This window comes from Plantactinospora endophytica, assembly GCF_016862915.1.
In the GTDB taxonomy this organism is placed as follows: domain Bacteria; phylum Actinomycetota; class Actinomycetes; order Mycobacteriales; family Micromonosporaceae; genus Plantactinospora; species Plantactinospora endophytica.
This window is the reverse complement of record NZ_BONW01000044.1, coordinates 288,476-315,080: the sequence shown is the minus strand read 5'-3', so window position 1 is coordinate 315,080 and position 26,605 is coordinate 288,476. Positions and strand designations below refer to the sequence as shown.

Here is a 26,605-nt window from a genome sequence, read left to right as displayed (position 1 = left end):
ATGAAGGCCCCCATAAGTAGTTGAATTGCCGAACTTTCCTGCCGTGACCTAGGCTCGGCGGGTGACTCACGTCTCGCCGAGCATCGGCCCGCCCGGTCCGGCACCGGTCGCCGGACTGGTACTCGCCGGCGGTGCCGGTCGGCGCTACGGCGGCCCCAAGGCACTGGTCCGGCGGGACGGCCGGCTGCTGGTCGACCGGGCGGTCCAGGTCGCCCGGGACGGCGGCTGCGCGCCGGTGGTCGCCGTACTCGGTGCCGCCGCTGCGGAGATTCTGCGGCAGGCCGAGTTCGGCGACGCCGTACCGGTGGAGAACCCGGACTGGGCGACCGGGATGGGGTCCTCACTGCGTACCGGGCTGGCCGCGTTGCACGACTCCGCCGCCGTCGCCGCGCTCGTACTCCTGGTCGACATGCCGGGCATCACCGCCGAGGCGGTACGCCGGCTGGTCGAGCTCGCCGCACCGGACGCGCTGGCCATGGCCGGCTACGGGACCCGGCGCGGCCATCCGGTGCTGCTCGGCCGGGCACACTGGCCGGGCGTCGCCGAGCTGGCCGTCGGGGACGTGGGCGCCCGGCCGTACCTCCGCCGGCACGCGGCGGGGCTGCAGGTCGTACCCTGCGACGACGTCGCCGACGACGCGGACCTGGACGTTCCGCCGACGGCCGCGGGATGACCCGACGGTAGGTGGGGTGACCAGGCGGCCGTGCGGTGATCCGGCGGGCATGGGGTCTAGCCCGGCGGGCGTCGGGTGATGACCCGGCGGGCGGTCCGGTGCCGGGCGGTGTCGGGCGGGTCAGCGTGGCAGGCGTAGCGCGAGGTAGAAGTCGACCCGGTCCGGGAAGCGCGACAGGTCGCGTCCGGTGAGCTGCTCGATCCGGCCGATCCGGTACCGCAGGGTGTTCACGTGCAGGTGCAGCCGGGCGGCGGCCCGGCTCCACGAGCCCGCACAGTCCAGGAACTCGTCCAGCGTCGTGACCAGGTCGGCGTCGTGCGCCCGGTCGTAGGCCAGCACCGGACCGAGCACCCGGTCCCGGAACGCCCGCCTCGCCTCGGGCGGTACGCCGGAGAGCAGCAGCAGGTGGGAGGCGAGGTCACCGGCCGAGACCACGGTGCCGGCACCGGTGTCGGCAAGCGCGGTCACCAGCGCGTGGTCGGCCTGCTGCACCGCGCCCGGCAGGGCGCCCGGGTCGCCGGCCGGACCGCTGATCCCGACCGCGAGACGCCCGGCGCCGAGCCCCGGAACCAGGCCCGCGACCGTCTCGCGGACCGCGTCCGGCACTCCGGCCAGTTCGGTCGGGTCGCCGGCCAGCACGGCGTGCACCGTTCCGGGCTGGGCGGCGCCGGTGACCATCGCCGCCACGGTCGTCGAGCGGACGAGTTCCTCGGTCACCGCGACCGCCAGCTCCGGCGGCGTGGTCAGCCCGCTGAGCCGGACGGCCAGCACCAGCAGCGTCGACGGCGGACCCAGTCCGCCGGAGAAGAGCGCGGCGCGCAGCTCGGCCGGGGCCGCACCGGCGGCCAGCGCCGTACCGAGCTGGTCGGCGAGCCGCCGCTCCACCCGGCCCGCCTCGTCGGCGTGCGCCCGTTCCAGCGCGACCAGGCTGACCAGCTCGGCCGCCGCCTCGGGTAGCCCCGGCGGCGGCGGACCGGCGCCCGCACCCCTCGGCCGCGGTATCCCGACCGACTTGATCTTGGGCGGCTCGGTCTTGGGGGGCTCGGTCTCGGGGGGCCCGATCCTGCGCGGCTCGACCCCGGCTGGCTCGACCTCGATCGCCCCGGTCGCCGCCATGGTCGCCGGACCGGTCGCCGGGAGCGCGCAGGCGAGCAGCCAGGAAGCGAGCCGGTGCTCCGGCCGGCCGGGTACGGCGACCAGCCAGAATTGCCGGCCACCAGCCTCGAACAGGGTCGGCAGCCGGCCGGCGGCCAGGAACGCCGCCGCCAGGCTGCGGCGGTCGTCGACGGGCATCGGCGCGGTGCCGGCGACGGTGCGCCCGGTCGGGGCCAGTACCCAGCAGTCGACGCCGAGGTCGGCGGCGACCGGCTGGAGCAGGTCGGCCAGCCGGGCACCGCCGGCCATCGCGGTGACCAGGCCCCGGTACCTGCCGAGCACCGTCGCCAGCCCGCTGGCCCGGCGCGCCCACAGGGTCGGGGTGACCTCGTCGATGATGTCCCGGAAGGAGACCTCGACCGGAACCTCGAACAGCGGTACGCCGTGCCGCCGGCACGCCACCACCAGGTCCCCCGGCACCGACCCGTACGCGGCGTCGCCGGCACCGATCGCGGCCACCCCGGCGGCGGCGCAGGCGGCCACGAACCCGTCCGAGTCACCGGCCCGGCGACGCCACATCAGCCCGGTAAGCACGATCTCGCCGCCGGACAGGTAGCGGCGTGGATCGGGCAGGTCGGTGACGTACACCCGGCTGACCGGGCGGTCGAGTTCGGCTTCGCCGGTGAGCAGGGTCAGCCGCAACTGGGGTCGGTCCAGTGCCTCGCGCAGCAGCATCGCGTACCCGTCCGATCCCGGCGACAGGCCGGTTTGGAGGAATCTACGAAAACGATACGGCGGGCGGCGACGGTTTCGGTGGTTGTGCCCATTCACCCCGACCGTCGCCGGCTGCTGTACTTCTCGCGACCGGGGAGGTGATCCGGGTGGCCACCGTCAGCGCGGTACTGGACGAGTTCAACCGGCGGCCCGCCGCCGAGGTCGAGGCGGAGCTGCTCGCCTGCTGCGCCGTACCGGAGTGGGCCCGCCTGGTGGCGGACGGGCGGCCGTACCCGGAGGTCGGGGCCGTGCTGGCGGTGGCCGACGCCGCGCTGCGGCGGCTGGGCTGGTCGGACCTCGCGCGGGCGTTGGCGGCGCATCCCCGGATCGGCGAGCGGCCCACCGGCACCGACCGGGAGTCCGCCTGGTCCCGGCGGGAACAGGCCGGGATGGACGATGCCGACCCGGCGATCCGGGCCGGGCTGGCCCGGGCCAACCGGGAGTACGAGCAGCGGTTCGGGCACGTCTTCCTGGTCTTCGCGAACGGCCGGACCGATCGGGAACTGCTGGCGGCGGCGCGAGAGCGGCTCGGCAACGATCCCGGCACCGAACGCGAGGTGGTGCGGGAGGAACTGCGACAGATCGCACTGCTCCGACTGAGGAGGCTGCTCTCGTGACCGACGAGCCGAGGAGGCTGCTTCTCGTGACTGACGAGCCGAGGAGGCTGCTTCTCGGGACCCTCAGGGCGAGGAGGCTGCTCTCGTGACCGACGACCGGGCGGGCGCGCCGCCGGACGGGCTCGTCCGGATCTCCACGCACGTGCTGGACACCGTACGCGGCGAACCGGCCGCCGACATTCCGGTCCGGCTCGACCGGCGGGACAGCGGCGGCTGGACGGCGGTGGCGCACGGCCGGACCGGTACCGACGGTCGGCTGAACGAGTGGACGCCGCTGCTGGACCGGCTGCCGCTGCGGGGTTGGCAGGCCGGCGGCTACCGGCTGGTGTTCCAGGTCGAGCGGCACTACCCGCCGGGAGCGGCGTTCTTCCCGGAGATCGTGGTCGCCTTCCAGATCACCGAGCCGGATCGGCACCACCACGTGCCGCTGCTACTCAGCCCGTACGGCTACACCACCTATCGAGGTAGCTGAGGAGGTGACGGGATGGCGATCGTGCTCGGCGCCAACCAGTACGGCAAGGCCGAGGTGCGGCTGGTCCGGGTCCGCCGCGACGGGCCCCGGCACGAACTGCGCGACCTGACCGTCAGCGTCGCGCTCGCCGGAGACCTCGCCGAGGTGCACAGCAGCGGCGACAACGCGCACGTGCTGCCCACCGACTCGCAGAAGAACACCGTCTACGCGTTCGCCCGCGAACACGGTGTCGGCCAGGTCGAGGAGTTCGGACTGCTGCTGGCCCGGCACTTCGTCCGGACCGTACCGGCGATCACCCGGGCCCGGGTCACGTTGACCGAACACGGCTGGCAGCGGCTCGGCCCGCACTCCTTCCAGCGCGACGGCACCGAGAGCCGGGTCGCCACGGTGACCGTCGACGCGGCCGGGGGCGTCGACGCCGACGGGGACGGGACCGGCAGTTCCGTGGAGTCCGGGCTGACCGGGCTGGTGTTGTTGAACAGCACGGACTCGGAGTTCCGGGGTTACCTGAAGGACCAGTACACGACGTTGCCGGAGACCGACGACCGGATTCTGGCCACCGCCGTCGAGGCGTACTGGCGACACGGGGAGGTCGAGCCGGCGGGTGGCGGGAAGTACTGGGCGGAGTCGTACGCCGGGGTGCGGGCCGCGCTGGTCGGCGCGTTCGTCGACACGTACAGCCGGTCCCTGCAACAGACCCTGTACGCGATGGGGCACCGGGTGCTGGTGGAGCGACCGGAGATCACGCAGGTGCGGTTGGCGCTGCCGAACCGGCACCACCTGCTGGTGGACCTGTCGCCGTTCGGGCTGGACAACCCGGGCGAGGTGTTCGTGGCCACCGACCGCCCGTACGGGCTGATCGAGGGCACCGTGACCCGGGAGCCGGACGTGGCCGGGACGGCGCCGGACGACGACGGAGCGACAACCGGCGGGATCGGCTGATGGACTTCCTGCAACCGGAGAGCTGGGCCGAGGCGCTGGCCGTCCGGGCGGCGTACCCGGAGGCGCTGCCGGTGGCCGGCGGCACCGACGTGATGGTGGAACTGAACTTCGCCCGCCGCCGCCCGCCGGCCCTGCTCGACCTGGGTCGGGTCGCCGAGTTGGCCGACTGGGGCGGCGAGGACGGCCTGTTGCGGCTCGGCGCCGGGGTGCCGTACCGGCGGATCGTGACCGAGCTGGCCGGGCGGGTGCCGGGGCTGGCGATGGCGGCCCGGACGGTCGGCTCACCGCAGATCCGCAACCGGGGCACCGTCGGCGGCAACCTCGGCTCGGCGTCACCGGCCGGGGACGCGCTGCCGCCGCTGCTCGCCACCGGGGCGCTGGTGGAGCTGGCCTCGGTGCGGGGCGTTCGCCGGGTGCCGGTCGCCGGCTTCTGCACCGGGCCGAAGCGCAGCGTGCTGGCCCCGGACGAGCTGATCGCGGCGGTGCTGCTGCCGGCGGAGCGCGGGCCGGAGCAGTTCGCCAAGATCGGCACCAGGAACGCGATGGTGATCGCCGTCTGCTCGTTCGCGCTGGCGCTGCGCCCGGCGGACCGGACGGTCGGTACCGGGATCGGCTCGGCGGCACCGACTCCGGTCCGGGCGGTGGCGGCCGAGGAACTGCTCGCCGCCGAGCTGCCCTGGGCGAGCCGGGCGGAACTGCCGGATCCGCTGGTCCGCCGGTTCGGCGAGCTGGTCGCGGCGGCGGCCAGCCCGATCGACGACGTACGCGGGACCGCCGCCTACCGCCGGCACGCGCTCGGCGTACTGGCCGGGCGGGCGGTGCGGCGGGCCTGGACGGAACACCGGCGGGAAGGTGGCGCGGGATGAGGATCGACTGTGTGGTCAACGGGGTGTTCCGCCGGGCCGACGACGTGTGGGCCGGGGAGAGCCTGCTGCACGTACTGCGCGAGCGGCTCGGGCTGCCGGGCGCCAAGAACGCCTGCGAGCAGGGTGAATGCGGCTCCTGCACGGTCTACCTCGACGGCGAGCCGGTCTGCGCCTGCCTGGTGCCGGCCGGTCAGGCGCGGGGCCGTGACGTGGTCACCGTGGAGGGGCTCGGCGACGGCGACGAACTGCATCCGGTACAGCGGGCCTTCGTCGCGGCCGGGGCCGTGCAGTGCGGATTCTGTACGCCGGGACTGGTCGTCGCCGTACACGACCTGCTGGCCCGGACGCCGTCGCCGGCCGACGGGGAGATCCGGGAGGCGTTGGCCGGAAACCTGTGCCGGTGCACCGGGTACGAGAAGATCCTCACGGCGGTACGTCTCGCCGCCGGGCGGGAGCACGAGTCATGATCATCATCGAGAACTGCGCGGTCGCCACGGTCGACCCGGCCGGCACCGAGTACTCCGACGGCCACCTGGTGCTGGACGAGGGCCGGATCGTCGCCGTCGGCCCCGGCCACGCCCCCCGCTACCACCGCTCGGTACGCCGGATCGACGGCACCGGCTGCCTCGCCACGCCCGGCCTGGTCAACACCCACCACCACCTCTACCAGTGGGCGACCCGGGGGATGGCACAGCAGGCGGAGCTGTTCGACTGGCTGAAGGCGCTCTATCCGGTCTGGGCCGGGCTGGACGCCGAGGTGGTGTCGGCGACCACCGCCGCCGGGCTCGGCTGGCTGGCGCTGTCCGGTTGCACCACCAGCACCGACCACCACTACGTCTACCCGGCCGGGGCCGGTGACCTGATGGCGGCACAGGTGGCGGCGGCGGGGCAGGTCGGGCTGCGCTTCCATCCGTGTCGGGGGTCGATGGATCTGGGAATGTCGGCCGGCGGGCTGCCGCCGGACTCGATCGTCGAGGAGACCGACGCGGCGCTGGCCGCCACCGAGGAGGCGATCGACCGGTACCACGATCCGGCCGACGACGCGATGGTGCGGGTGGCGGTGGCGCCCTGCTCGCCGTTCAGCGTCAGCGCCAAACTGATGTCCGAGGCGGCGGCGTTGGCCCGGCGTCGGGGCGTACGGCTGCACACCCATCTCGCCGAGACCGTCGACGAGGAGGAGTACTGCCGGCAGACCCACGGCTGCACCCCGGTCGAGTACGCCGAACGGCTCGGCTGGCTCGGGTCGGACGTGTGGCTGGCGCACGGCGTACACCTGGACGACGCCGCGCTGGACGCGCTGGCCCGGACGGGAACCTCGGTCGCGCACTGTCCCAGCTCGAATGGCCGGCTCGGCGCCGGGGTGGCGCGGGTCCGGGAACTGCTGGACCGGGGGGTGTCGGTCGGGCTCGGGGTCGACGGGCCGGCGTCGCAGGAGGCCGGCCAGCTCGGCGCAGAGCTGCGCCAGGCGCTCTACGCGGCCCGGCTGCGCGGCGGGGCGGCGGCGTTGACCGCCCGGGAGGTGCTGGCGCTCGGCACCATCGGCGGGGCGCGCTGCCTGGGCCGGGACGACCAGCTCGGGTCGCTGGAGGTCGGGAAGCTCGCGGACGTGGTGCTGTGGCGGCTGGACGGGCTCGGGCACGTCGGGATCGACGATCCGGTGGCGGCGCTGGTGTTCGGGTCGGCGGCTCCGGTGGATCTGCTGCTGGTCGGGGGTGAGGTCGTGGTGGACGACGGAGAGCTGCGGACGGCGGACTCGCGTGAGCTGGCGCGCGGGGTTCGGCGGGCGCATCGGGCTCTGGTTCGGAGGGCACGGTGAACTCCGGGCGGTCGGTGGGCGCGGTGAACTCCGGGCGGTCGGTGGGCGCGGTGAACTCGGGGCGGTCGGTGGGCATCGTGACTTTCGGCTCTGGTTTGGCAGGGACGCCGATGACCGGCTGGGGGCGGGACGTTTCGGGCTGTCGGAGGATGTCGTGACGTCGGCTCTGGTTCGGGAGGGACCTCGATGGCCGGTTGGGGGCCGGGCGTTCCGGGCCCGGAGGATGTCGTGAGTTCCGGGCCGTGGGACGGCGTGTGGCGCGTGGGGGGTGGGGTCGGGGGGCCGGGTAACCCGCTCTGGGCGGTCAGGCTTGATCCCGACGCGGGTCACCCGGCCCCCCGACCCCCGGTGGTCGAGGCCGGAGCGGACGGCTCGGCGCCGGGTTCCCAGGGGATCGGGACGAGTCCGGTACGGCCGGACGGGGCGTTGAAGGTACGCGGGGAGTTCGCGTTCTCGTCGGATCTGTGGGCCGACGACATGCTGTGGGGCGCGACGCTGCGCAGCCCGCATCCGTCGGCGACGATCCGGTCGGTCGACGTGACGGCGGCGCTGGCGGTGCCGGGGGTGTACGCGGTGCTGACGAGTGCGGACGTGCCGGGGGATCGGTACTACGGGTTGGAGGTCGCCGATCAGCCGGTGCTGGCGGTGGACGAGGTCTGTTACCGGGGGGAGCCGGTGGCGGTGGTGGCCGCCGACCATCCGGAGACGGCGCGGCGGGCGGCGGCGCGGATCGTCGTCGACTACGCGGTGCGGGAGCCGGTGACCGATCCGGAGGTGGCGCTGGCGGCTGGCCGGCTGGTCCGGCACGTACCGATCCGGAAGGGTGATCCGGCGGCGGCTGCCGAGGTGGTGGTCGTCGGGGAGTACCGGGTCGGCATGCAGGACCAGGCGTTCCTGGGGCCGGAGTCCGGGCTGGCGGTGCCGGCCGAGGACGGCGGGGTCGAGTTGTACGTGGCCACCCAGTGGCTGCACGCCGACCAGCGGCAGGTTGCCGCCGCGCTCGGGTTGCCGGCCGAGTTGGTGCGGCTGAGCCTGGCCGGGGTGGGCGGGGCGTTCGGGGCCCGGGAGGACCTGTCGATGCAGGTGCACGCCTGCCTGCTGGCGCTGCGTACCGGCCGCCCGGTGAAGATGGTGTACGGCCGGGAGGAGTCGTTCGTCGGGCACGTGCACCGGCATCCGGCGGTGCTGCGGTACGAGCACGGCGCGACCCGGGACGGCGAACTGGTCTACGTACGGGCCCGGATCCTGTTGGACGGTGGGGCGTACACGTCGACGACTCCGGCGGTGGTGGCGAACGCGGCAAGCCTCGGGGTGGGGCCGTACCGGGTGCCGAACGTGACGGTGGACGCGTACGGGGTGCACACCAACAACCCGCCGTGCGGGGCGATGCGCGGGTTCGGGGCGGTGCAGGCGTGCTTCGGGTACGAGTCGCAGATGGACAGGCTGGCCGAGGCGGTCGGGCTGGATCCGGTGGAGCTGCGGGTACGCAACGCGCTGGCCGAGGGCGGGACGATGCCGACCGGGCAGGTGGTGCGGGGGCCGGCACCGGTGGCCCGGTTGTTGGAGCTGGTACGGGACCGACCGGCGCCGCCACCGGTCGGCGCCGAGTTGTGGCAGTTGCCGGGCGGGATGGCGAACACCACCGCGCCGGAGCAGGTGGTCCGAGGCGTCGGGTACGCGGTCGGGATCAAGAACGTCTGCTTTTCGGAGGGGTTCGACGACTACGCCACCGCGCGGGTCCGGCTGGAGCTGATCGGTGGTGAGCCGACCGCGTTGGTGCACACCGCCGCCGCCGAGGTGGGCCAGGGGCTGGTGACGGTGCAGGCGCAGATCGCCCGGACCGAGCTGGGCGTCGAACGGGTGGTGGTGGCGACCGCCGACACGGCCGTGGGCAGTGCCGGGTCGTCGTCGGCGTCGCGGCAGACGTACATGACCGGGGGTGCGGTGCGGGCGGCCTGCCGGGCGGTCCGGGCGGCGCTGATCACGCGACTGGCCGGTGGTCGGGCCGGCGCCACTGACGACGGTGGCGGGCGGGTCGACGAGGGCGGGCCCGAGCTTGCCGGTGGCGCGTTACGGGACGCCGCCGGCCGCGTGCTCGGCACGCTTGTCGACCTGCTCGCCGCCGGCCCGGTCGAGGAGACCGTCCGCTGGCGGCACCGGCCGACCCGGTCGCTCGACCCGGTGACCGGGCAGGGCGACGCGCACGTGCAGTACGCCTTCGCCGCGCACCGGGCCACCGTGGACGTGGACCCCGAGTTGGGGCTGGTCCGGGTGGTGGAGATCGCCACCGCGCAGGACGTGGGCCGGGCGATCAACCCGCAGGCGGTGGTCGGGCAGATCCAGGGCGGTACCGCCCAGGGGCTCGGGCTGGCGCTGATGGAGGAGTTGCAGGTGGTGGACGGGGTGATCCGGAATCCGTCCTTCACCGACTATCTGATCCCGACCGTCCTGGACGTGCCGCCGATGGCGGTCGACGTGCTGGAACTGGCCGACCCGGACGCCCCGTACGGGCTGCGCGGGGTGGGGGAGCCGCCGACCATCTCGGCGACTCCGGCGATCGTCGCGGCGATCCGGGCGGCGACCGGGGTGCCGCTGGCCCGGGTACCGGTCCGGCCCGAGCACCTGACCGGGACCGGCTGATGGGGCGGCTGCCGGCGGACGTGCTCGCCGAGCTGGACCGGCGGCTGGCACCGGTCGACGCCGAGCTGCTGCGGCGGTATCCGGGGCAGGTGCCGGGGCGGCAGCCGGTGCACACCGTCTACGTGCCGGCCGACCGCTGCCACCCGGGGCTGGTGGCCGAGTGGGGTACGGCGGCACTGGCCGCGTTGCGGGACCATCCACCGTTGCCGTATCCGGCGGAGTTGCACGGGCGGGTGGTCGACAAGCTGCGCCGGGAGCCGATCGAGGACCTGCGGATCGACTTCGAGGACGGGTACGGGGTGGTTGACGACGAGGTCGAGGATGCGGCGGCGGTGGCGGCGGGGCGACTGGTCGGCGCTGGGCTGGACGGCGGTGGGCTGGACGTGCCGTTCGTGGGGGTGCGGGCCAAGAGCCTGACCGGGGCGGCGCGGCGGCGGGCGGTGCGTACCCTGGATCTCTTCCTGGAGGCGTTGCTCGGTGCCGGGAAGTTGCCGGCGGCCGGGCGGTTCGTGGTGACCCTGCCGAAGGTGAGCGTGCCGGCGCAGGTCGAGGCGATGGTGCTGCTCTGCGGGCGGCTGGAGGCGGCGTACGGGCTGCCGGCCGGGTGGCTGCGCTTCGAGGTGCAGGTCGAGACCCCGGCGGCGATCCTCGGGCCGGACGGGCTGGCCACGCCGGGACTGCTGATCGAGGCGGCCGACGGTCGCTGCACCGGGCTGCACTACGGCACCTACGACTTCAGCGCCGCCTGCGGGATCGCGGCGGCGCAACAGAGCCTGGCGCATCCGGTCGCCGACTTCGCCAAGGCGGTGATGCAGGTGGCCGCCGCCGAGACCGGGGTACGGCTCTCCGACGGCTCGACCAACCTGCTGCCGGTGGGCGAGACGGCAGCGGTGCAGGCCGGCTGGGCGGAACATGCCGCGCTGGTCCGGCGCGGCCTGGAACGCGGCTACTACCAGGGCTGGGACCTGCATCCGGCGCAGTTGCCGACCCGGTTCGCCGCCAGCTACGCGTTCTTCCGGGACGGGTGTGCGGCGGCGGTGGCGCGGCTGCGGGCGTACCTGGAGCGGCGGTCGACCGGCATCCTGGACGAGCCGGCGACCGCGCGGGCGCTCGCCGGGTTCCTGCTGCGCGGGCTGGACTGCGGTGCGCTGACCGAGGCCGAGACCGGTTACGACCGGGCCGCCCTGGCGGAGGTGTGACCGGCCGGCGGAACTGCGGGGGAGGAGACGGATGAGCGGGTACGACCTGGTGCTGCGGTCCCGACGGGCGGTGTTGCCGGACGGCGAGCGACCGGCCTCGGTCTGCGTACGGGACGGCCGGATCGTCGAGCTGGCGGGGTACGACGAGGTGCCCGGCACCGATCTCGGCGAGCTGGCCCTGCTGCCGGGGCTGGTGGACACGCACGTGCACGTCAACGAGCCGGGGCGGACCGAGTGGGAGGGCTTCGCCTCGGCCACCCGGGCGGCGCTGGCCGGCGGGGTCACCACCATCGTCGACATGCCGCTGAACTCGGTACCGCCGACCGTCACCGTGCCGGCGCTGCACCGCAAACGGGAGGCGGCGGACGGCCGGTGCCACGTCGACGTCGGTTTCTGGGGCGGTGCCGTGCCGGAGCACCTGGTCGAGCTGCCGGCGCTGCACGCCGCCGGGGTCTTCGGGTTCAAGGCGTTCCTGGTCGACTCGGGGGTGCCGGAGTTCCCGCCGCTGGACCCGGCCGGGCTGCACCGGGCACTGGCCGCCGTCGACGCGCTGTTCCTGGTACACGCCGAGGACCCGGACCGGATCGGCACCGCCCCCGCCTCCGCCCGGTACGCCGACTTCCTCACCTCCCGGCCGCCGGACGCGGAACGGCGCGCGGTGGAGGTGGTGCTGGACGCGGCCCGGCGTACCGGCCGGCGGGTGCACGTCCTGCACCTGTCCGCCGCCGACGCGCTGCCGGCGATCGCCGCCGCCCGCCGGGACGGGGTACCGGTGACCGTGGAGACCTGCCCGCACTACCTGACCCTGGACGCCGCCGAGATCCCGGACGGGGCGACCGAGTTCAAGTGCTGCCCGCCGATCCGGGACGCGGCGAACCGGGCGGCGCTCTGGGCCGCGCTGGCGGACGGGCTGGTCGACTGCGTGGTCTCCGACCACTCCCCGTGCCCGCCCGCGCTGAAGCGGCGGGACAGCGGCGACTTCGGCGCGGCCTGGGGCGGGATCGCCTCGGTGCAGCTCGGCCTGCCGGCGGTCTGGACCCAGGCCCGGCGACGGGGCCACGGACTCGGTGACCTGGTGCGCTGGATGTCGCGGCGGCCGGCCGAGATCGCCGGGTTGCCCGACAAGGGCGGCATCCGGATCGGTGCCGACGCCGACCTGGTGGCCTTCGACCCCGAGGCGGAGTTCACCGTCGAACCGGCTCGGCTGCTGCACCGGCACCCGGTCACCCCGTACGCCGGCCGCCGGCTGACCGGCGTGGTCCGGGGCACCTGGCTGCGCGGCGAGCCGGTCGGTCCGGCAGACCCGCCCCGGGGCCGACTGCTGGTCCGGGGCGGCGGGCGGCCCGGGGCGGCGGCGGTGGTCGGGGAGGAGCGGGCATGAGTGGGTTCACGGACCTGCCCGACCTGGCCGCGCGGTCGCTCGGCGGCGGGGTGGTGGCGGCCAACGACGAGTTCTTCGCCGCCCGGGACAACCTGATCACGGACGCGCCGCCGGTCTTCGCCGCCGGCACCTTCGGCGCCAAGGGCCAGGTGTACGACGGCTGGGAGACCCGCCGCCGCCGGGAACCCGGGGACGACTGGGCGATCCTCCGACTCGGCGCGCCCGGCATCGTCTCCGGCGTGGTGGTGGACACGTCGTACTTCGTCGGCAACTATCCGCCGTACGCGTCCGTGGAGGCGTGTGGGCTGGCCGGCTATCCCGGTCCGGCAGAACTGGTCGACGCCGACTGGGTTCCGCTGGTGCTCCGGGCACCGTTGCGCGGGGACAGCCGTAACCTGTTCGAGGTGGACGATCCGCACCGCTACACGCACGTACGGCTGCGGATCTACCCGGACGGCGGGGTGGCGCGGCTGCGGGTGCACGGTGTCGTCGTACCCGATCCGGCGCTGTTTCCGGACGGCCAGCTCGACCTCGCGGCGCTGGAGCACGGCGGCCTGGTGGTCGGGTGCAGCGACATGTTCTACGGCGCGCCCCGGCAACTGATCTCGCCCGGCCTGGCCCGGAGCATGGGCGAGGGCTGGGAGACCGCCCGGCGGCGCGACGACGGCAACGACTGGGTACGGGTCCGGCTCGCCGCCCCCGGTCAGGTCCGCCAGGTGGAGCTGGACACCAGCCACTTCAAGGGCAACGCACCGGCGGCGGCGACGCTGCGCGGAATCGACACCCGGACGGCCGACCCGGCGGACGAGGCAAGCTGGTTCGAGATCCTGCCGCGTACCCGGTTGCAGCCGGACACCCGGCACCGGTTTCCGGTCGACGCGGTGCCGACCGCGACCGAGGTGCGGTTGGACGTCTTCCCGGACGGCGGCCTGGCCCGGCTGCGGCTGCCCGGCCGGATCGCCCCGGTCGACCTGAACCGGCTGCGGCGGCGCTGGTCGGAGTCGTTGCCGGCGGCGCACGCCCGGCAGGTGACCGGCGGCGGGAGCCGGCCGGCCGGAGCCTGGTGGCCGTGACCCGGACCGTGGCCCGGTGGCGGTGACCCGGACCGTGGCCTGGTGGCGGTGACCCGGATCGGAGCCTGGCGGCCGTGACCCGGACCGTAGCCTGGTGGTCGTGACCCGGACCGTGCTGCTGCACCTGCTCGACGGCGCCGGCCGACCGCTCGGCGTGCTACCGCGCTACGACGTCCCGGCGCCCTGGTGGCAGGAGGTCTCCGACGTGGTGGCCGGCGCCCGGCAGCGGTACGGGCTCGACGTCGCCGTACTGCGGCTGCTGCACGCCGACCGGCCCGAGCCGCCCGGCGGTACGGTCGGCTACCTGGCGCAGCTCGACGACGGTGCCGTCGTGCCGGACGGGACACCGCTGGCGCCGTTCGACGTCGACCTCCGGCCCGAGCCGCTGCGGGCGCCCTGGGCCGTGCCCGGTGGACCGGCCGCGAGCCTGCGCTGGGCCGCCGCCGAACTGCACCGGGCGGGACACGGTCCACACGTCGCGGTGGCCCAGCGGGCCTGGAACCTGTCCGCGATCTGGCGACTGGACGGCCCCGACCCTGGTGCCGGTTCTGCTCCTGGTGCCGGCTCTGTTCCTGGCGGTGGCTCTGCCTCTGGTGCCGGCTCTGTCTCTGGTGGTGGACCTGGCCCGGACGGTCGGGTTGGCGGCGGCGCATCGGTGTGGCTCAAGCAGGTGCCGGAGTTCTTCGGCCACGAGGCGGTGCTGCTGCGCTGGCTCGGCGCGGCAGTACCCGACCTGGTCCCGGTGCTGCTGGCCGCCGACGGGTGCGGCCGGATGCTGCTGGAACACGTGCCGGGGCAGGACGGCTACGGCCTCGATCCGGCCGGCCGGAACGCGATCGCCGCCGACATGCACCGGATCCAGCTCGCCTCGGTGGACCGGGTCGACAAGCTGGTCGCCGGGGGCGTACCGGACCAACGGGCGGCGGCGCTGGTGCGGACCGTACGGGATCGGCTCGGCCCGCACCGCGCGGACCTCGGCCCGGTGCGGACGCTGCTGGCCGGGCTTCCCCGGCGGATGGCCGAGGTGGCCGGCTGCGGCCTGCCGGACGTACTCGTCCACGGCGACCTGCATCCCGGCAACGTCCGGATCGCGGGCGACCAGCGCGTGATCATCGACTGGGGGGACGGGTTCGTCGGGCATCCCGCGTTCGACATCCTGCGGCTGACCGAAGGGCTCGACCCGGAGCCGACCCGGTTCCTGTTGGCGGAATGGGTTCGGCGCTGGCGGTCGAGCGTGCCGGGCAGCGATCCCGCCCGTGCGGTCGAGCTGCTCCGCCCGGTGGCCGCGCTCCGGATGGCCGCCGTGTACGCCCACTTCCTGGCCCGGATCGAGCCGAGCGAGCGGGTCTTCCATGCCGTCGACGTGCCCGCCTACCTGCACCGGGCCGCCCGCTCGGGCTGACCTGACAAAGGTGACTGTCGACTTTCTGTCTTGTCTGCGCCCGGCGGCCGGTCGTAGCGTCGCGGCTAGCCGCCGACGCGACAGGAGCCCTGTTGAGCCAGCCTGTTCCGCCGCAACTCGTGGTGCACTGCCGGATGCTCCACTTCGGCTGGGTGCCGGCGGATCCGGAGGCGGTCGCGGCGATGGTGCCGCCGGGACTGCGGGCGCAGGCAAACCGGCAGGTCTTCCTCCAGCAGTACGTGGTGGACGACGCCGCGCAGACCTCCGGGCTCGACAGCTACTCGGCGACGGGGCTCGGTCCGGACCTCGAACTCGCCGACTCCGGCCCGGCCCGCTGGTACACCCACCATCTCAGTTCGAGCCCGGCGGCCCAGGCCCAGGCGGCGGTACGCGGAGTGCCCGCCGGTCCGGGTCGGACGACGATCGAGATCACCGGTGAGGCACTGGTGGCGGTGACCGAGGCGGACGGCGTGGCACTGATCCGTACGACCGCCCGGGTGGGCCGCAACGTCAGGCGGGTCCATCGGGGACATGTGCGCTATGTCAGCCGGCTCGACGGTCGGCTCACCGGCGCGAGCTGCCCGTACGTCTTCGAGCCGGTGACACCGTTCGAGATCGAGTCGGTGGAGTTCCTCGCACCGGACCATTCCGTCTTCGCGCTCCGCCCGGCCAACCCGTTGGAGTTGCTGTGGGGTTTCTACTCGCCTCGTTCGTCTTTCGCACTGCCGGGCAGCGAGGGCTGGGTCCACTACTGAGCCCCCCGGCCGGCCCGGCGGCTTTCGGCGGGCCGGTCAAGACGTCGGTGGTTGGGGCGGGGAGCCGTGTCCCCGGTGGCTTCGGCAGGCCGGTTCTGACCTCGGCGGTTCGGGTGGGCCGGCGATGACGTCGGCGGACGAGCTGCGGTCCCGGTTCGTCGAGGAGTTGTGCCGGGAAGGCCGGCTCGGCGGCGACGACCTGGTTCGGGCGTTCGCGTCCGTGCCCCGGGAGGAGTTCGTGGCGGGTGGCTTCGACGGCGGCGACGGCCGCTGGATCGGGCCGGCCGATCCCGACTTCCTTCCGCTGGTCTACCGCAACCATCCGCTGGTGACGAAGCTCGTCGACGGGGTACCGGTCAGCTCGTCCAGCCAGCCGTCCCTGATGGCGGCCATGATCGAGTCGCTCGACCTGCGGCCCGGCACCCGGGTACTGGAGATCGGCGTCGGCACCGGCTACAACGCGGCGCTGATGGCGGCGTTGGGTGCCCGGGTGACCAGCGTCGACATCGCCCCGGACGTCGTCGAGCGGGCCGGGGCGGCGCTGCACCGGGTCGGCCTGGCCGGAGCCGTCGAGGTACGCCTCGGCGACGGTTATCTCGGCGAACCGGCGTCCGCCCCGTACGACCGGGTGGTGGTCACCGTCGGACTCACCGGAGTGTCGCCGCGCTGGCTGGACCAGCTCGCGCCCGACGGGTACCTGCTCGCCCCGGTCGAGCACGCCGGCAACCATCCGGTACTGCGGATCCGCCCGGTCGGGCCGGGGATGGGCGAGGCGCGGGGCGAGCTGCGCGCCGGGTTCATGTCGGCGGCCGGGCCACTGGCGGCCCGCCATCCGGGCGGGCATCCGGCACCTCGGCGTACCGGAGTGCTGCCGCCCACGAGCGTGCGTCATCCGCCCCGCTGGCATCCGCCGTTGGACGTGTTCCACTACCACGATCTGTGGTTCGCGGTCGGGGCCTGGGACCGCCGGGCCACCTTTTCGGCCGGCCCGCCCGGCGGCTGGGGCGGCCCCGGCGGTTGCCTACTGCTCGACGAGGTGCACGGCGGCGGTGCCGGGCTGCTGGCCGACGGTTCGGTGCAGGCGGCCGGCCCGTCCGCCGCCCGGTACGCCGCCGACGCACTTGCCCTGCGGGACCGCTGGGTGGCCCGGGGCCGGCCGACGATCTCCGACTGGTCGGCCCGGCTGGTGCCGGCCGGCGACCCGGACCAGCCGATCCTGGTGCCGACGGGGTGGATCCAGGGCTGAACTCCGCGAACCACCTCGTCGAGGTACGACTCCGGCCAGGCCCCGCCGCCGGCCGGTCCTCGCCTGAGGCCGGGCGATCCCGTCGGTTCCACGGCCCGATCCGAGCCGCCTGATCCGGGCAGGGTTGCCGCAGGGTTGCCTTATCCGGGCAGCTCTCCTGATCCGGCAGACTGTCTGATCCGGGCAGGTCGCCCGGACCGGAGCGAGCGGGGCGACCGGACGAACAGGGTGACCGGGGCGAAACGGGCCAGTCGCCTCGGTCGGCTCAGGCGTCCCGGCCGTCACGGGAGGTCTGGCGGGGCAGGCTACCCCGGAATCGGTCGGGTCTGCCGGGTTTCCGAGCGGCCAGAGCGGTAACTCCGATGCTGGGTTGCCCCGATCGCGCGCATCGGTGAGGCCGTGCTTGCACACGCCCTCTGGCAGCCCCGGTGGGGCGCCCAGCCGTCCCGCCGTGCGAGGGACGACCGGCGGCCGTACCCGCGGGCGGCACCGGAAACCGGTCGAACGGGCATCAGACGCCGGTGCCCGGTACCGCCGGTGGTCGTCCCGCGCGTCCGTGCAGGCGACGACCAGGGGAGGACAGCATGTCCAGCGAGATCATGGACGCCGAGCCGGATCGACCGGACCAGGCGGCGGTCGAGGGCGAGCGTGGAGCCCTCGTCGCGGTGTTGGTGATGGTCGTGCTCGGGGTGGCCGGCATCTTCGCGGTCTCCACGTGAGGGCGTCCGATCTCCAGCCGACGGGACCCGCTGGCCAGGACGGCTGGCGGGTCCGACGCTCCCCGGCCACCGGGCCGGGCCGGCTACCGGACGTGGCGGACTCCGGCCGGTGGGCACGACCGGCTGCGGAGTCGCCTTCCGCCCACCCGACACCCACAGGCCGACCGCACGACAGCGTGGTTGCGACGCCGGCCGGCAGCGGCGCCGCCGTGGCCGGGGCCGGTCAGGAACCGACCGTGAGGTCGCCCTGCGCGGCGTCCACGGTCTTGGTGTCGGCGTTCGCGGACTTCCCGTCCTCGGCTCGTTCCTGCGGCTGCGCTGCGGTCCGGGTGTCCGGAGGCCGGGTGTCCGGACCGGGCTGACCGGCGCGTCGGGCCGAGCGGAGCGCGACCAAGCCGATGCCGAGGCAGAGTACGGCGGCGACGAGCAGTGGAAGCCGATGGTCGGGCAGCACCAGTACCGCCCCCACCGGAGTGGCGATCGCGACCGGCGCGAAGAGTAGCGTGTTGGCGCTGCCGGACACCCGGCCGAGCAGGGCCGGGGGAGTCCGGGCCTGGATCGCCGTCACGGCGGCCACCAGGGTCCAGGGCAGGCCGACCCCGACGACCACCGAACAGACGACGGCGGCCGGGGTCCACGGGATGGCGCGGCCGACCGTGCCGACCGCGAAGAGTACGGTCCCGAGCGCGCCGACCACCGTGCTGCCCCGGGCAGCCAGCAGCCGGCCGACGATCAGCCCGCCCAGCAGTGATCCGGCCCCCTGCCCCGACGACAGGACGCCGACGAACGCGGCGGGCTGGTGCAGGTCCTCGGTGACGACGGCGTAGACGGCTGCGGTGGTCAGCCCGGACATCGCGATCGTGACCGATCCGATCAGGACGGTGCCGCGCAGTTCGGGATGCCGCCACAGGAAGCCGAGCCCGGCCAGCATCCGTCCGGGTACCTTCCGGTCCGGCGTCGGCTCGGGACGACCGGGCAGATCGGACCGGGGCACAGCGAGCGGGCGGATCCGGAGCAAGGGGTAGAGGACGGCGGCCAGGGTCAGTGCTCCGGCGGTCAGCGCGGCGACCGGGTATCCGCCCTGCCAGGCGAAGAGCCCGGCCCCGACCAGCGGGGCGACCAGTTTCACCCCCTCCTGCGCGCTCGTCCGCAGCCCGTTGACCCCGCCCAGTGCGGCCGGCGGCAGGGCGGCGGGCAACAGGGCGCTCTCGGCGGCGTCGACCAGGACGAGACTGGTCCCGTAGCCGACCATCACGGCGTAGATCAGCCAGATCTGTGCGTCGGAGCGGACCGCGAGCAGCGAGAGTACGGCTCCGGCGGTGAGCAGGTGGGTCCAGATGATCAGGGGTCGGCGGGGCAGCCGGTCCACCAGCGCGCCGAGCGCGGGGCCGAGCAGGGTCGGGGCGAAGAGGCAGAGCCCGGTGAGCGCGGCCAGGCTGCTGGAGCCGGAGAGGTCGAGTACCCACACTCCGGCGGTGACGTTCAGCGCGGTGGCGCCGAAGCCGGAGATCAGTGAGATCGCGACGAACAGCAGGGTGTTCCGATGCTCCGTGGTCCGCCGTCGTCCGGTACGCACGCGCTGACCTCCGAGGGGTTGAGTCGTGGAGACTCACATCCTCGGATGACCGGCAGGGGCGTGTCAACCAGAACTTCAGTCGACTCGGCTCAAGCCTGCCCGGTGCCCGCGACGACCGGGCGGGAGCCGGTGCCGGGCGTCGCTCTCGGCCGGGGCGACCGAACGGCTGGTGCTCAGCCTTCGGTCGCGTCCCGGTGTGCCGGGGTGGCGGCGGTGACCGCCCGACGGAGTCGCTCCAGCGCGTCCGGCAGGGCCCCCGTGAGCTGCTCCGGCGGGACCAGTTCCAGGTCCTCGACGGCTTGCGTCGCCAGTGCGTACAGCGCGCCGGGATCCGCGGTGCCGGCCAGTCCGAGGGTGGTACGGGCGAGTCGCGCCCGAGGATGCCAGGCGTCCCGGTCGGGTTCCGTACCCAGTTGCCGGTGCACCGCCACGACCGCCGCCCGCAGTCCGGCCACGACCTCCCCGTAGCGGCCGTCAACGAACTGTTGACGTCGCCGGTCGGTGCGTACCCGGACCGGGTCCCGGCTCGCCGCACCCGACAGCCGGACCCAACGCTGTTCGGCCGCCTGCCGGCTGGCCAGCCCGAGTGCCGCCGCGATCTGGGCCCAACTGGTCCGCTCGGCTCGGGCGGCCTCGATGAGTTGCCGCTCCGCCTCGTCCAGCCCGGCCCGCAGTCCGCCCAGCAGCCGCAGCGCGGCCAGTGGTTCCGGTCGGTCGGCGGCCCCGGAGGCGGCGGCCAGTACGGCCGAGTGCGCGGCGAGCCGCCGGACGACCTCGTCGGGGCCGGTCACGACCGACCTCCCCGCCCGGTCGCGCCGTCGGCGCGGCGCCGGCTTCGGCCCGCCCGGAACCGGCGGTGGGTGGCCCGGGGTTGGGGATCGTCGTCGGGCCGGCTCTCGGGTCGCATCCGATCATCGTTCCGAGCAGGGACACCACTTGTCAACAGATCGTTGACGAACGCGCGCCCGGGTCAGTTCCATGCCCGACGCCCGACGCCCCGCCCGGGTGACGGGACCGTCAGCGGCGACGGCGATCGGTTCGACCGGTGGGGCACGGTCACCGCTCCGGCGTCCACCGCGCGACCACCTCCGCGCCGTCGTCCTCGGTCTCGCCGGTCTCCCGGAAACCCAACGAGGCGTAGAGGTCGCGTGCGGCGGTGTTGTCGGGCGAATAGCTCAGGGCCACGTTCGGACAGTCCGGCTCGGCGCCGAACCGCTGCTGCAACTGGCGTACCGCACTCCGCGCCACGCCGCTGCGCTGGGCCGTGGCGTCCACCAGCAGGCCGCCGATCCAGATGCTCCGGTCGGTGTCGCGCCCCCACATCACGAATCCGACCACCCGACCCGACCTGGTGATCGCCAACGGCTGCCAGACATCCCCGTACGCGCACTGGCACAGGTTGTAGACCACCGGCATCACCTGGTCGGCCTGGTCCGGCCGGGCCTGGAGCCGGGCGCAGTCCCGCCAGTTGTCGGCTGTCACCGGCTCCAGGCGGACCGGAGAGAGATCGTCAGACATGCCCGCCATCCTGGCGGTCCACCCGGTGCCCGGCCAACCGGGATCCGGGACAGCGGTCGACGGCACCGGTCGACGGCACCGGTCGACGGCACCGGTCGACGGCACCGGTCGACGGCACCGGTCGACGGCACCGGCAGTCGACCAACCTCGACCAAGAGCACCCGGTCGAGCGACGTCGACCGGCAACACCACGTCGGAGTCGGCTCACCGGGCCGGCCGGGGTTCAGGCAGGTCGCGGCCCGGCACCGCCGGTGTGCGGGGTGCGTCGCGCCGGGATCACGCCCAGCCGGCCCGCCTGGTAGTCCTCGAACGCCTTCATCAACTCGGCCCTGGTGTTCATCACGAACGGCCCGTAGTGCGCCACCGGCTCCCGGATCGGCTGACCGCCCATGACGTACAGCTCGAGCGCCGGGGTCGCCGCCTCCTGCCGCTCGTCGGCGGCGAACCGCAGCGCGTCGCCGGGGCCGTACACCGCGAGTTGGCCGGTGTGCACCGGGCGCCGGTCGGTGCCGACCGTGCCCCGGCCGGCCAACACGTAGACCAGCGCGTTGAAGTCCGGCCGCCAGGGCAGCTCCACCTCGGCGCCCGGCTGCACCGTGACGTGCGTGATGGTGATCGGGGTGTGCGTGCTGCCGGGACCGCTGTGCCCGGCGACCTCACCGGCGATCACCCGGAGCAGGGCACCGCCGTCCGGGGTGGTCAGCAGCGCCGCCTCCTTGCCCCGGATGTCCTGGTAGCGCGGCGGGTTCATCTTGGCCACGCGGGGCAGGTTGACCCAGAGTTGCAGGCCGTGGAAGAGGCCGCCGCTCACCACCAGGTGCTCCGGCGGCGCCTCGATGTGCAGCAGGCCGCTGCCGGCGGTCATCCACTGGGTGTCGCCGTTGGTGATGGTGCCACCACCGCCGTTCGAGTCCTGGTGGTCGAAGATCCCGTCGATGATGTAGGTGACCGTCTCGAAGCCCCGGTGCGGGTGCCACGAGGTGCCTTTCGGCTCGCCCGGGGCATAGTCCACCTCGCCCATCTGGTCGAGGTGGATGAAGGGGTCGAGGTCGGTCAGCGGCACGCCGGCGAAGGCCCGGCGGACCGGGAACCCCTCGCCCTCGTACCCGCTCGGTGCGGTGACCAGCCGGCGGACCGGCCGGAAGCTGGTGGTCGTGGCGAGCCGGGGCAGGCGCGGCAGGACCAGGACGTCGTCGACGGTGATCGCGGGCATGGCTAGTTCTCCTTGACGCGCAGACTGCTGGGCCGGGGGATCGGGGTGCTGTCGTGCGCCTTCAGCCGCTCGGCCAGCCGGCTGAAGACCTGGGTGAGGCAGTCGACCTCGGCCTCGTCGAGGTCGTCCATCAGGTACGCCCGCACCGAGGCCGCGTGCTGGGGTGCCGCCTCGCGCAGGGTGAGCAGCCCGGTGGCGGTGAGCACCGCCTCGCTGCCCCGCCGGTCCTCCGGGCAGCTCTGCCGGGCGACCAGGCCGCGCCGTTCCATCGAGGAGATCTGGTACGTCAGCCGGCTCGGCGAGAAGATCAGCCGGCTGGCCAGCTCGCCCATCCGGAGTCGTTGTCGGGGTGCCTCGGAGAGCAGCACCAGCACGTGGTAGTCGGCCAGGCTCAGCTCGCTGGCACCGCGCAGCTCGTCCTCCAGCCGGTTCAGCAGTAGCTGGCTCGACTCGACGTACGACCGCCAGCAGGCGAGTCGCGCGGTGTCCAGACCTTCGGTCATGTGCCGAGGGTAGCACTACTTCAAATCTAAAACACCCCGGAACCTGTGAGCGCTGTCGCAAGTGATCAGCCTCGGGTGAGGCGGATCTTGCATCTTTGAAGTACACGGGTGGTCGAGGGGTCGGGCGTAACCACGGGCACATCTCGATCGGCTGGCCGTCGGTGACCGTACGCCGCCGCTAGGCTCGATCGGGTGGAGGAACTGGAGCTGGCGGACTGGCGTGAGCAGGTGACCCGGCTCTACCTGTCCGACCTCGACCTGGCCGGCTTCCGGGCGGCCAAGGACGCCCTCTTCGCCGGGCATCCGCAGTCACCGGTCCCGCTGGCCGACCGGCCCCGGTTCACCGGCCTGCGCTACTTCCCGGCCGAACCGGCGGCCGTGGTCGACGTGCCCGTACGCCCGGCGACCGGCACGCTCACCATCGACACCGGCGGTCCGGACGGAGTCGTGCACTACCGCCGTTCGGGCGTTGCCGAGACCCCGTGGGGCCCGTTGACCCTCTGGTGGATCGAGGCGTACGGCGGCGGCCTCTTCCTGCCGTTCCGCGACGGCACCGCCGGCCGGGAGACGTACGGTGGCGGGCGCTATCTCACCGACACCGTCAAGGGCACCTACGGCCGGGGGCTGACGGTGCTGCCCGGCGGCCGGCTGCGGCTGGACTTCAACTACGCCTACAACGCCTCCTGCGCCTACGACGACCGCTGGGCCTGCCCGCTGGCGCCGGAGGAGAACCGGGTCAGCGCACCGATCCGGGCCGGCGAACGCGTCTACCGCTGACCCTCGCCGACCCGATTCCACCGGTCCGATCCCACCGGTCCGACCCGGCCGCGACCAACCGGTCCGATCGATCCGATCCCACCGGTCCGACCCGATCCCGACCAACCGGTCCGACCCGACCCGATCCGACCTGATTCGATCCGACCCGGGCCGGTCCCAGTGGTGTGCCGGGTCAACCGGTGGCGCCGGCCGGCCGCTGGCCCTGCCAGTTCATCCGGCCGATGAGCTGTCGCGCCTGGTCGGCGAAGGTCGCGTCCACGGTCACCGCGTACTGGTTGGCGCGTAGGCTGCTCGCCGAGGTGAAGTCCCGTCGGCCGCCGGTCATCGCGTGCGCGATGGCACCGAAGATCGCACCCCAGACGGCGCCGATGGCCAGGCCGACGAGGATGACGGCCCACCAGTTGCCGACGGTGAAGATGCCGAAGAGCAGGCCGATGAAGAGCCCGAACCAGGCACCGGTGGCGGCACCGGCCAGCGCGGCCCGGCTGGTCGTCATCCGGCCCAGTACGGTTTCGACCAGGGTGAGGTCGGTGCCGACGATGGCGGCGCGTTCGACCGGGAACTGGTTGTCGGAGAGGAAGTCCACGGTGTACTGCGCCGATGGGTAGTCCGGGTACGAGGCGACGGTCACCGTGGACTGCCCCGGCCCGGTGCCGCCGTCGCTGCTCGGCGCCCTGGACTGGTCGCCGGACGGGCCGGCCGGTAGGTTGTTGCTACCGGCGATACCCGGCATACCGGGCATACCGGACTGCCACCCCGCCGTCGGGTTCCTGGACATCATGAATCAGCCTCCTTCGTCCCGGCTCGATTCCCCGCCTGTCCGACTCGGTAACCCGGTCCGCCGGACGCTAAACCGCACGGCCTGACACGCCGAGGATGTCCGGTTCCCGCCCGCCCACCCACCCGGGCGACGACGGATCCAGCGCGGCCGGGGCTCCGAGCGGCGGCGGTTCCGGCTCGGGGCGGGGTCAGCGGGTGGAGCCGCTGCCGACCCGACGCTCCTGCTCGGCGGCCGAGGTCACCGCCGAGGCGGTACGGTCGTCGAGCGGGAAGAACGACTCGACCGAGAGTTCCGCCACCGTGACGTCCAGCGGGGTGCCGAAGGTGAAGACGGTGCTGAAGAAGGCCAGCTCCCGGTCGCCGTCCCGGATCCGCAGCGGCACCACCACCTCGCCCGGCCCCGGGATCTCGACCTCCGGCTCGGGCTGGTCGCACGGGTACGCCCGCAGCTCGTCGTAGAGGTCGGCCAGCTCGACGTCGCCGCTCAGCGCGACCTGCCGGCGCAGCCGCCCGAGCAGGTGTGCCCGCCACTCGCCGAGGTTCACGATCCGGGGTGCCAGCCCGGCCGGATGCAGGGCCAGCCGGAGCGCGTTGATCGGCGGGGTGAGCAGGGGTGCCGCCGCGCCGGCGGTGAACAGCCCGATGCTGGCGTTCGCCTCGACCAGGTTCCAGCCCCGGTCCACGGCGATGGCCGGATAGGGCTGGTGGGCGGTGAGTACCTGGCGGACCGCCGCGCGTACGGCGGCCAGGGCCGGCGAGTCAAGCGGCGTACGCGGATAGATCGGCGCGTATCCGGCGGCCAGCAGCAGGTGGTTGCGCTCGCGGAGCGGTACGTCGAGCTGTTCGGCGAGCCGGAGCACCATGTCCCGGCTCGGCATCGCCCGACCGGTCTCCACGAAACTGAGATGGCGGGTGGAGATGTCCGCCTGGATGGCGAGTTCGAGCTGGCTGAGCCGCCGCCGTTCGCGCCACCCGCGCAGCAGTTGGCCGACCGGTCGCTGCCGCTGTCCGGTGACCGTCATCTCGTCATCACCATTCCGATCGTACGGCCGGGGTGCGGGCCTGCTGCGGCCCGCCCGGCCAGCTCAGGGGCGCGTCGCCGGGTGGTGGCCGGGCCGCCGCCCGCTAGGTGCGGGGCGGCGACCCGGCCGGAGGGGGGACGGATCAGCTCGTGCAGGCGTTGCCGTTCAGGGTGTAGCCGGTCGGTGTGCCGAGGGTCCCGCTGTAGGTGCCCTGGAAGCCGACGCTGGTGGTGCCGCCGGTCGGCAGCGACCCGTTCCAGGCCACGTTGCCGACGCTGATCTGGGTGCCGGACTGGCTCCAGACGCCGTTCCAGCCGTTGCTGTAGCGGACGCTGGAGCCGACGGTGAAGGTCAGGGTCCAGCCGTTGATCGCCGGTCCGTTGTTCGTCACCCGGACCTCGGCGGTGAAGCCGCCGGTCCACGAGTTGGCGGTCCAGGTCACCCGGCAGCTCGTACCGGCCGGCGGGGTGGTGGTCGGTGGGGTGGTCGGCGGTCGGGTCGTCGGTGGTGCCGTCGTCGGCGGCCGGGTGGTCGGTGGCACCGTGGGCGGGTTCGGCGCGGCGATCGCCAGGTCGTACGCGCGCTGCGGCACGAACTGTCCGGCACCGGCGATGCAGCCGTCCGCCTCGCCGGGCAGCTTGATCCAGAGCAGCGCGTCGACCGCCGGGTCACCGGTCTCGCTGGTGCTCGCGGTGCCGATCGCCCGGCCCGCCGGGTCGCACCACTCGCCCTGGGCGTCCGGGCCGTTGCCGTTCCGGCTGGTGTCCACCACGATCTTCAGGTTCGGGGCGCCGGTGGCCGCGACGACGCCCTTGGCGTAGTTCACCGACTCGGCCGTGGTGCGGTAGTTGGAGACGTTGACCGAGATCCCGTCGGCGCTGTTGGCGATGTCCGCCGCGACCAGTCGGGAGGCCATCACGGCGGGGGTGAGCCAGGCGGAGTGCGCCGCGTCGAAGTAGACCCGGGCCTGGCTGGAGGCGGCCTTGAACCGCTTCCCGGCGTACGCCATCGAGGCCTGCGTCTCGGCCTGCTGGGAGGAGTTCATGCAGCTTGTCATCAGCGCCAGCACGTCGGGTTCGAGGATGATGCTGGCCGGCCGCCCGTTCAGGCCGCTGGCCACCTGGTCGATCCACTGCCGGTACGCGGTGTGGTTCGGCAGGCCACCGCTGCTGGCGCCGCTACAGTCCCGGTTGGGGATGTTGTAGACCACCAGGATCGGGATCTTGCCGGCCGCTGCGGCGGCACCGACGAAGGCGTCGACCTGACCGCGTACGGTGCTGGGGTTGTTCTGGGTGAACCAGCGGCCCTGCGGGACGCTGGCGATCCGGTCCCGGATGATGGCGGTCCGGGAGTCGTTGGGGTTGGCGGCGACCCAGCGTGCGGCGCTGGTGTCCGGGTCGACGTAGAACGCCGAGTCGGCGGCCTTGGCCGGGGTGGGGTTCAGTAGGCCGACACCGACCGCTGTCGTCACGGCGAGTGCCGTGACGGCAACGGCACCGGCCACGGCGAGCGCGGGTCTGAGGTGCATGCGGTGCTCCCTTCGGGA

General features: G+C 73.9%; 25 protein-coding genes. 16 read left to right on the top strand and 9 right to left on the bottom strand.

Going from position 1 to position 26,605, the window contains the following annotated elements; translation table 11 throughout:
* The first annotated feature begins 61 nt into the window (after positions 1 to 61).
* Complete coding sequence (locus Pen02_RS37630; RefSeq protein ID WP_203870946.1) at positions 62 to 673, top strand: nucleotidyltransferase family protein; 612 nt, start codon at positions 62 to 64, stop codon at positions 671 to 673.
* Between the two features lie 120 nt (positions 674 to 793).
* On the opposite strand, the gene Pen02_RS37625 is transcribed toward Pen02_RS37630, so the two are convergent.
* Positions 794 to 2,503, bottom strand: coding sequence for a PucR family transcriptional regulator (locus Pen02_RS37625; RefSeq protein ID WP_203870945.1), 1,710 nt, complete (start codon positions 2,501 to 2,503; stop codon positions 794 to 796).
* A 146-nt stretch (positions 2,504 to 2,649) separates the two neighbouring features.
* Between Pen02_RS37625 and uraD the strand changes: the two genes are divergently transcribed.
* The 14 genes from uraD (at position 2,650) to Pen02_RS42715 (ending at position 17,670) form a co-directional block, all read left to right on the top strand.
* The gene (gene uraD / locus Pen02_RS37620; RefSeq protein ID WP_239141913.1) at positions 2,650 to 3,159 is read left to right on the top strand and encodes a 2-oxo-4-hydroxy-4-carboxy-5-ureidoimidazoline decarboxylase; all 510 of its coding nucleotides are present in this window, start codon (positions 2,650 to 2,652) and stop codon (positions 3,157 to 3,159) included.
* Positions 3,160 to 3,244: 85 nt separating this feature from the next.
* A complete protein-coding gene (uraH, locus tag Pen02_RS37615) occupies positions 3,245 to 3,631 on the top strand; it encodes a hydroxyisourate hydrolase (protein WP_203870944.1) in 387 nt (128 codons plus the stop codon).
* Positions 3,632 to 3,643: 12 nt separating this feature from the next.
* A complete protein-coding gene (gene pucL, locus Pen02_RS37610; RefSeq protein ID WP_203870943.1) occupies positions 3,644 to 4,573 on the top strand; it encodes a factor-independent urate hydroxylase in 930 nt (309 codons plus the stop codon).
* On the top strand, positions 4,573 to 5,439 hold the full coding sequence (locus Pen02_RS37605) for an FAD binding domain-containing protein (RefSeq protein WP_203870942.1): 867 nt from the start codon (positions 4,573 to 4,575) through the stop codon (positions 5,437 to 5,439). Before pucL ends, Pen02_RS37605 begins: the two co-directional genes overlap by 1 nt.
* The gene (locus Pen02_RS37600) at positions 5,436 to 5,906 is read left to right on the top strand and encodes a (2Fe-2S)-binding protein (protein WP_203870941.1); all 471 of its coding nucleotides are present in this window, start codon (positions 5,436 to 5,438) and stop codon (positions 5,904 to 5,906) included. The genes Pen02_RS37605 and Pen02_RS37600 overlap by 4 nt, the downstream gene beginning before the upstream one ends.
* Entirely contained in the window at positions 5,903 to 7,255 is a 1,353-nt protein-coding gene (locus Pen02_RS37595) for an 8-oxoguanine deaminase (RefSeq protein ID WP_203870940.1), read from the top strand. Before Pen02_RS37600 ends, Pen02_RS37595 begins: the two co-directional genes overlap by 4 nt.
* A gap of 348 nt (positions 7,256 to 7,603) precedes the next feature.
* A complete protein-coding gene (gene pucD / locus Pen02_RS37590) occupies positions 7,604 to 9,895 on the top strand; it encodes a xanthine dehydrogenase subunit D (RefSeq protein WP_239141911.1) in 2,292 nt (763 codons plus the stop codon).
* On the top strand, positions 9,895 to 11,094 hold the full coding sequence (locus Pen02_RS42720; protein WP_203870938.1) for a DUF6986 family protein: 1,200 nt from the start codon (positions 9,895 to 9,897) through the stop codon (positions 11,092 to 11,094). Before pucD ends, Pen02_RS42720 begins: the two co-directional genes overlap by 1 nt.
* Before the next feature lie 31 nt (positions 11,095 to 11,125).
* Positions 11,126 to 12,475, top strand: a complete 1,350-nt coding sequence (gene allB, locus Pen02_RS37580; protein ID WP_203870937.1) for an allantoinase AllB — start codon at positions 11,126 to 11,128, stop codon at positions 12,473 to 12,475.
* Complete coding sequence (alc, locus tag Pen02_RS37575; RefSeq protein ID WP_203870936.1) at positions 12,472 to 13,548, top strand: allantoicase; 1,077 nt, start codon at positions 12,472 to 12,474, stop codon at positions 13,546 to 13,548. Before allB ends, alc begins: the two co-directional genes overlap by 4 nt.
* Before the next feature lie 100 nt (positions 13,549 to 13,648).
* Positions 13,649 to 14,950, top strand: a complete 1,302-nt coding sequence (locus Pen02_RS37570) for an aminoglycoside phosphotransferase family protein (protein WP_203870935.1) — start codon at positions 13,649 to 13,651, stop codon at positions 14,948 to 14,950.
* A 92-nt stretch (positions 14,951 to 15,042) separates the two neighbouring features.
* The gene (locus Pen02_RS37565) at positions 15,043 to 15,705 is read left to right on the top strand and encodes a hypothetical protein (protein ID WP_203870934.1); all 663 of its coding nucleotides are present in this window, start codon (positions 15,043 to 15,045) and stop codon (positions 15,703 to 15,705) included.
* A gap of 124 nt (positions 15,706 to 15,829) precedes the next feature.
* Positions 15,830 to 16,951 carry a protein-L-isoaspartate O-methyltransferase family protein gene (locus tag Pen02_RS37560; RefSeq protein WP_203870933.1) on the top strand — a complete coding sequence of 374 codons (1,122 nt, stop codon included), beginning with the start codon at positions 15,830 to 15,832 and terminating at the stop codon, positions 16,949 to 16,951.
* Positions 16,952 to 17,535: 584 nt separating this feature from the next.
* Positions 17,536 to 17,670, top strand: a complete 135-nt coding sequence (locus tag Pen02_RS42715; RefSeq protein WP_275413658.1) for a hypothetical protein — start codon at positions 17,536 to 17,538, stop codon at positions 17,668 to 17,670.
* Between the two features lie 223 nt (positions 17,671 to 17,893).
* On the opposite strand, the gene Pen02_RS37555 is transcribed toward Pen02_RS42715, so the two are convergent.
* The 5 genes from Pen02_RS37555 to Pen02_RS37535 form a co-directional block, all read right to left on the bottom strand.
* Positions 17,894 to 19,246, bottom strand: coding sequence for an MFS transporter (locus tag Pen02_RS37555; RefSeq protein ID WP_203870932.1), 1,353 nt, complete (start codon positions 19,244 to 19,246; stop codon positions 17,894 to 17,896).
* Positions 19,247 to 19,419: 173 nt separating this feature from the next.
* Entirely contained in the window at positions 19,420 to 20,037 is a 618-nt protein-coding gene (locus tag Pen02_RS37550) for a hypothetical protein (protein ID WP_203870931.1), read from the bottom strand.
* Between the two features lie 265 nt (positions 20,038 to 20,302).
* Positions 20,303 to 20,764 (bottom strand): GNAT family N-acetyltransferase, encoded by a 462-nt coding sequence (locus Pen02_RS37545; RefSeq protein WP_203870930.1) that lies wholly within the window; start codon positions 20,762 to 20,764, stop codon positions 20,303 to 20,305.
* A gap of 223 nt (positions 20,765 to 20,987) precedes the next feature.
* On the bottom strand, positions 20,988 to 21,977 hold the full coding sequence (locus tag Pen02_RS37540) for a pirin family protein (protein ID WP_203870929.1): 990 nt from the start codon (positions 21,975 to 21,977) through the stop codon (positions 20,988 to 20,990).
* A gap of 2 nt (positions 21,978 to 21,979) precedes the next feature.
* A complete protein-coding gene (locus tag Pen02_RS37535; RefSeq protein WP_203870928.1) occupies positions 21,980 to 22,480 on the bottom strand; it encodes a MarR family winged helix-turn-helix transcriptional regulator in 501 nt (166 codons plus the stop codon).
* Between the two features lie 192 nt (positions 22,481 to 22,672).
* Here Pen02_RS37535 and Pen02_RS37530 point away from each other — a divergent pair, with 192 nt between their 5' ends.
* Positions 22,673 to 23,257: a DUF1684 domain-containing protein gene (locus tag Pen02_RS37530; RefSeq protein ID WP_203870927.1), complete on the top strand. Its 585-nt coding sequence runs from the start codon at positions 22,673 to 22,675 to the stop codon at positions 23,255 to 23,257.
* Positions 23,258 to 23,429: 172 nt separating this feature from the next.
* On the opposite strand, the gene Pen02_RS37525 is transcribed toward Pen02_RS37530, so the two are convergent.
* From Pen02_RS37525 to Pen02_RS37515, 3 genes are all read right to left on the bottom strand, one after another.
* Positions 23,430 to 24,038, bottom strand: coding sequence for a YflT domain-containing protein (locus tag Pen02_RS37525; protein ID WP_372445750.1), 609 nt, complete (start codon positions 24,036 to 24,038; stop codon positions 23,430 to 23,432).
* A gap of 187 nt (positions 24,039 to 24,225) precedes the next feature.
* A complete protein-coding gene (locus Pen02_RS37520; RefSeq protein ID WP_203870926.1) occupies positions 24,226 to 25,059 on the bottom strand; it encodes a helix-turn-helix domain-containing protein in 834 nt (277 codons plus the stop codon).
* A gap of 142 nt (positions 25,060 to 25,201) precedes the next feature.
* Entirely contained in the window at positions 25,202 to 26,587 is a 1,386-nt protein-coding gene (locus Pen02_RS37515) for a glycoside hydrolase family 6 protein (RefSeq protein ID WP_203870925.1), read from the bottom strand.
* Between the last annotated feature and the right edge of the window lie 18 nt (positions 26,588 to 26,605).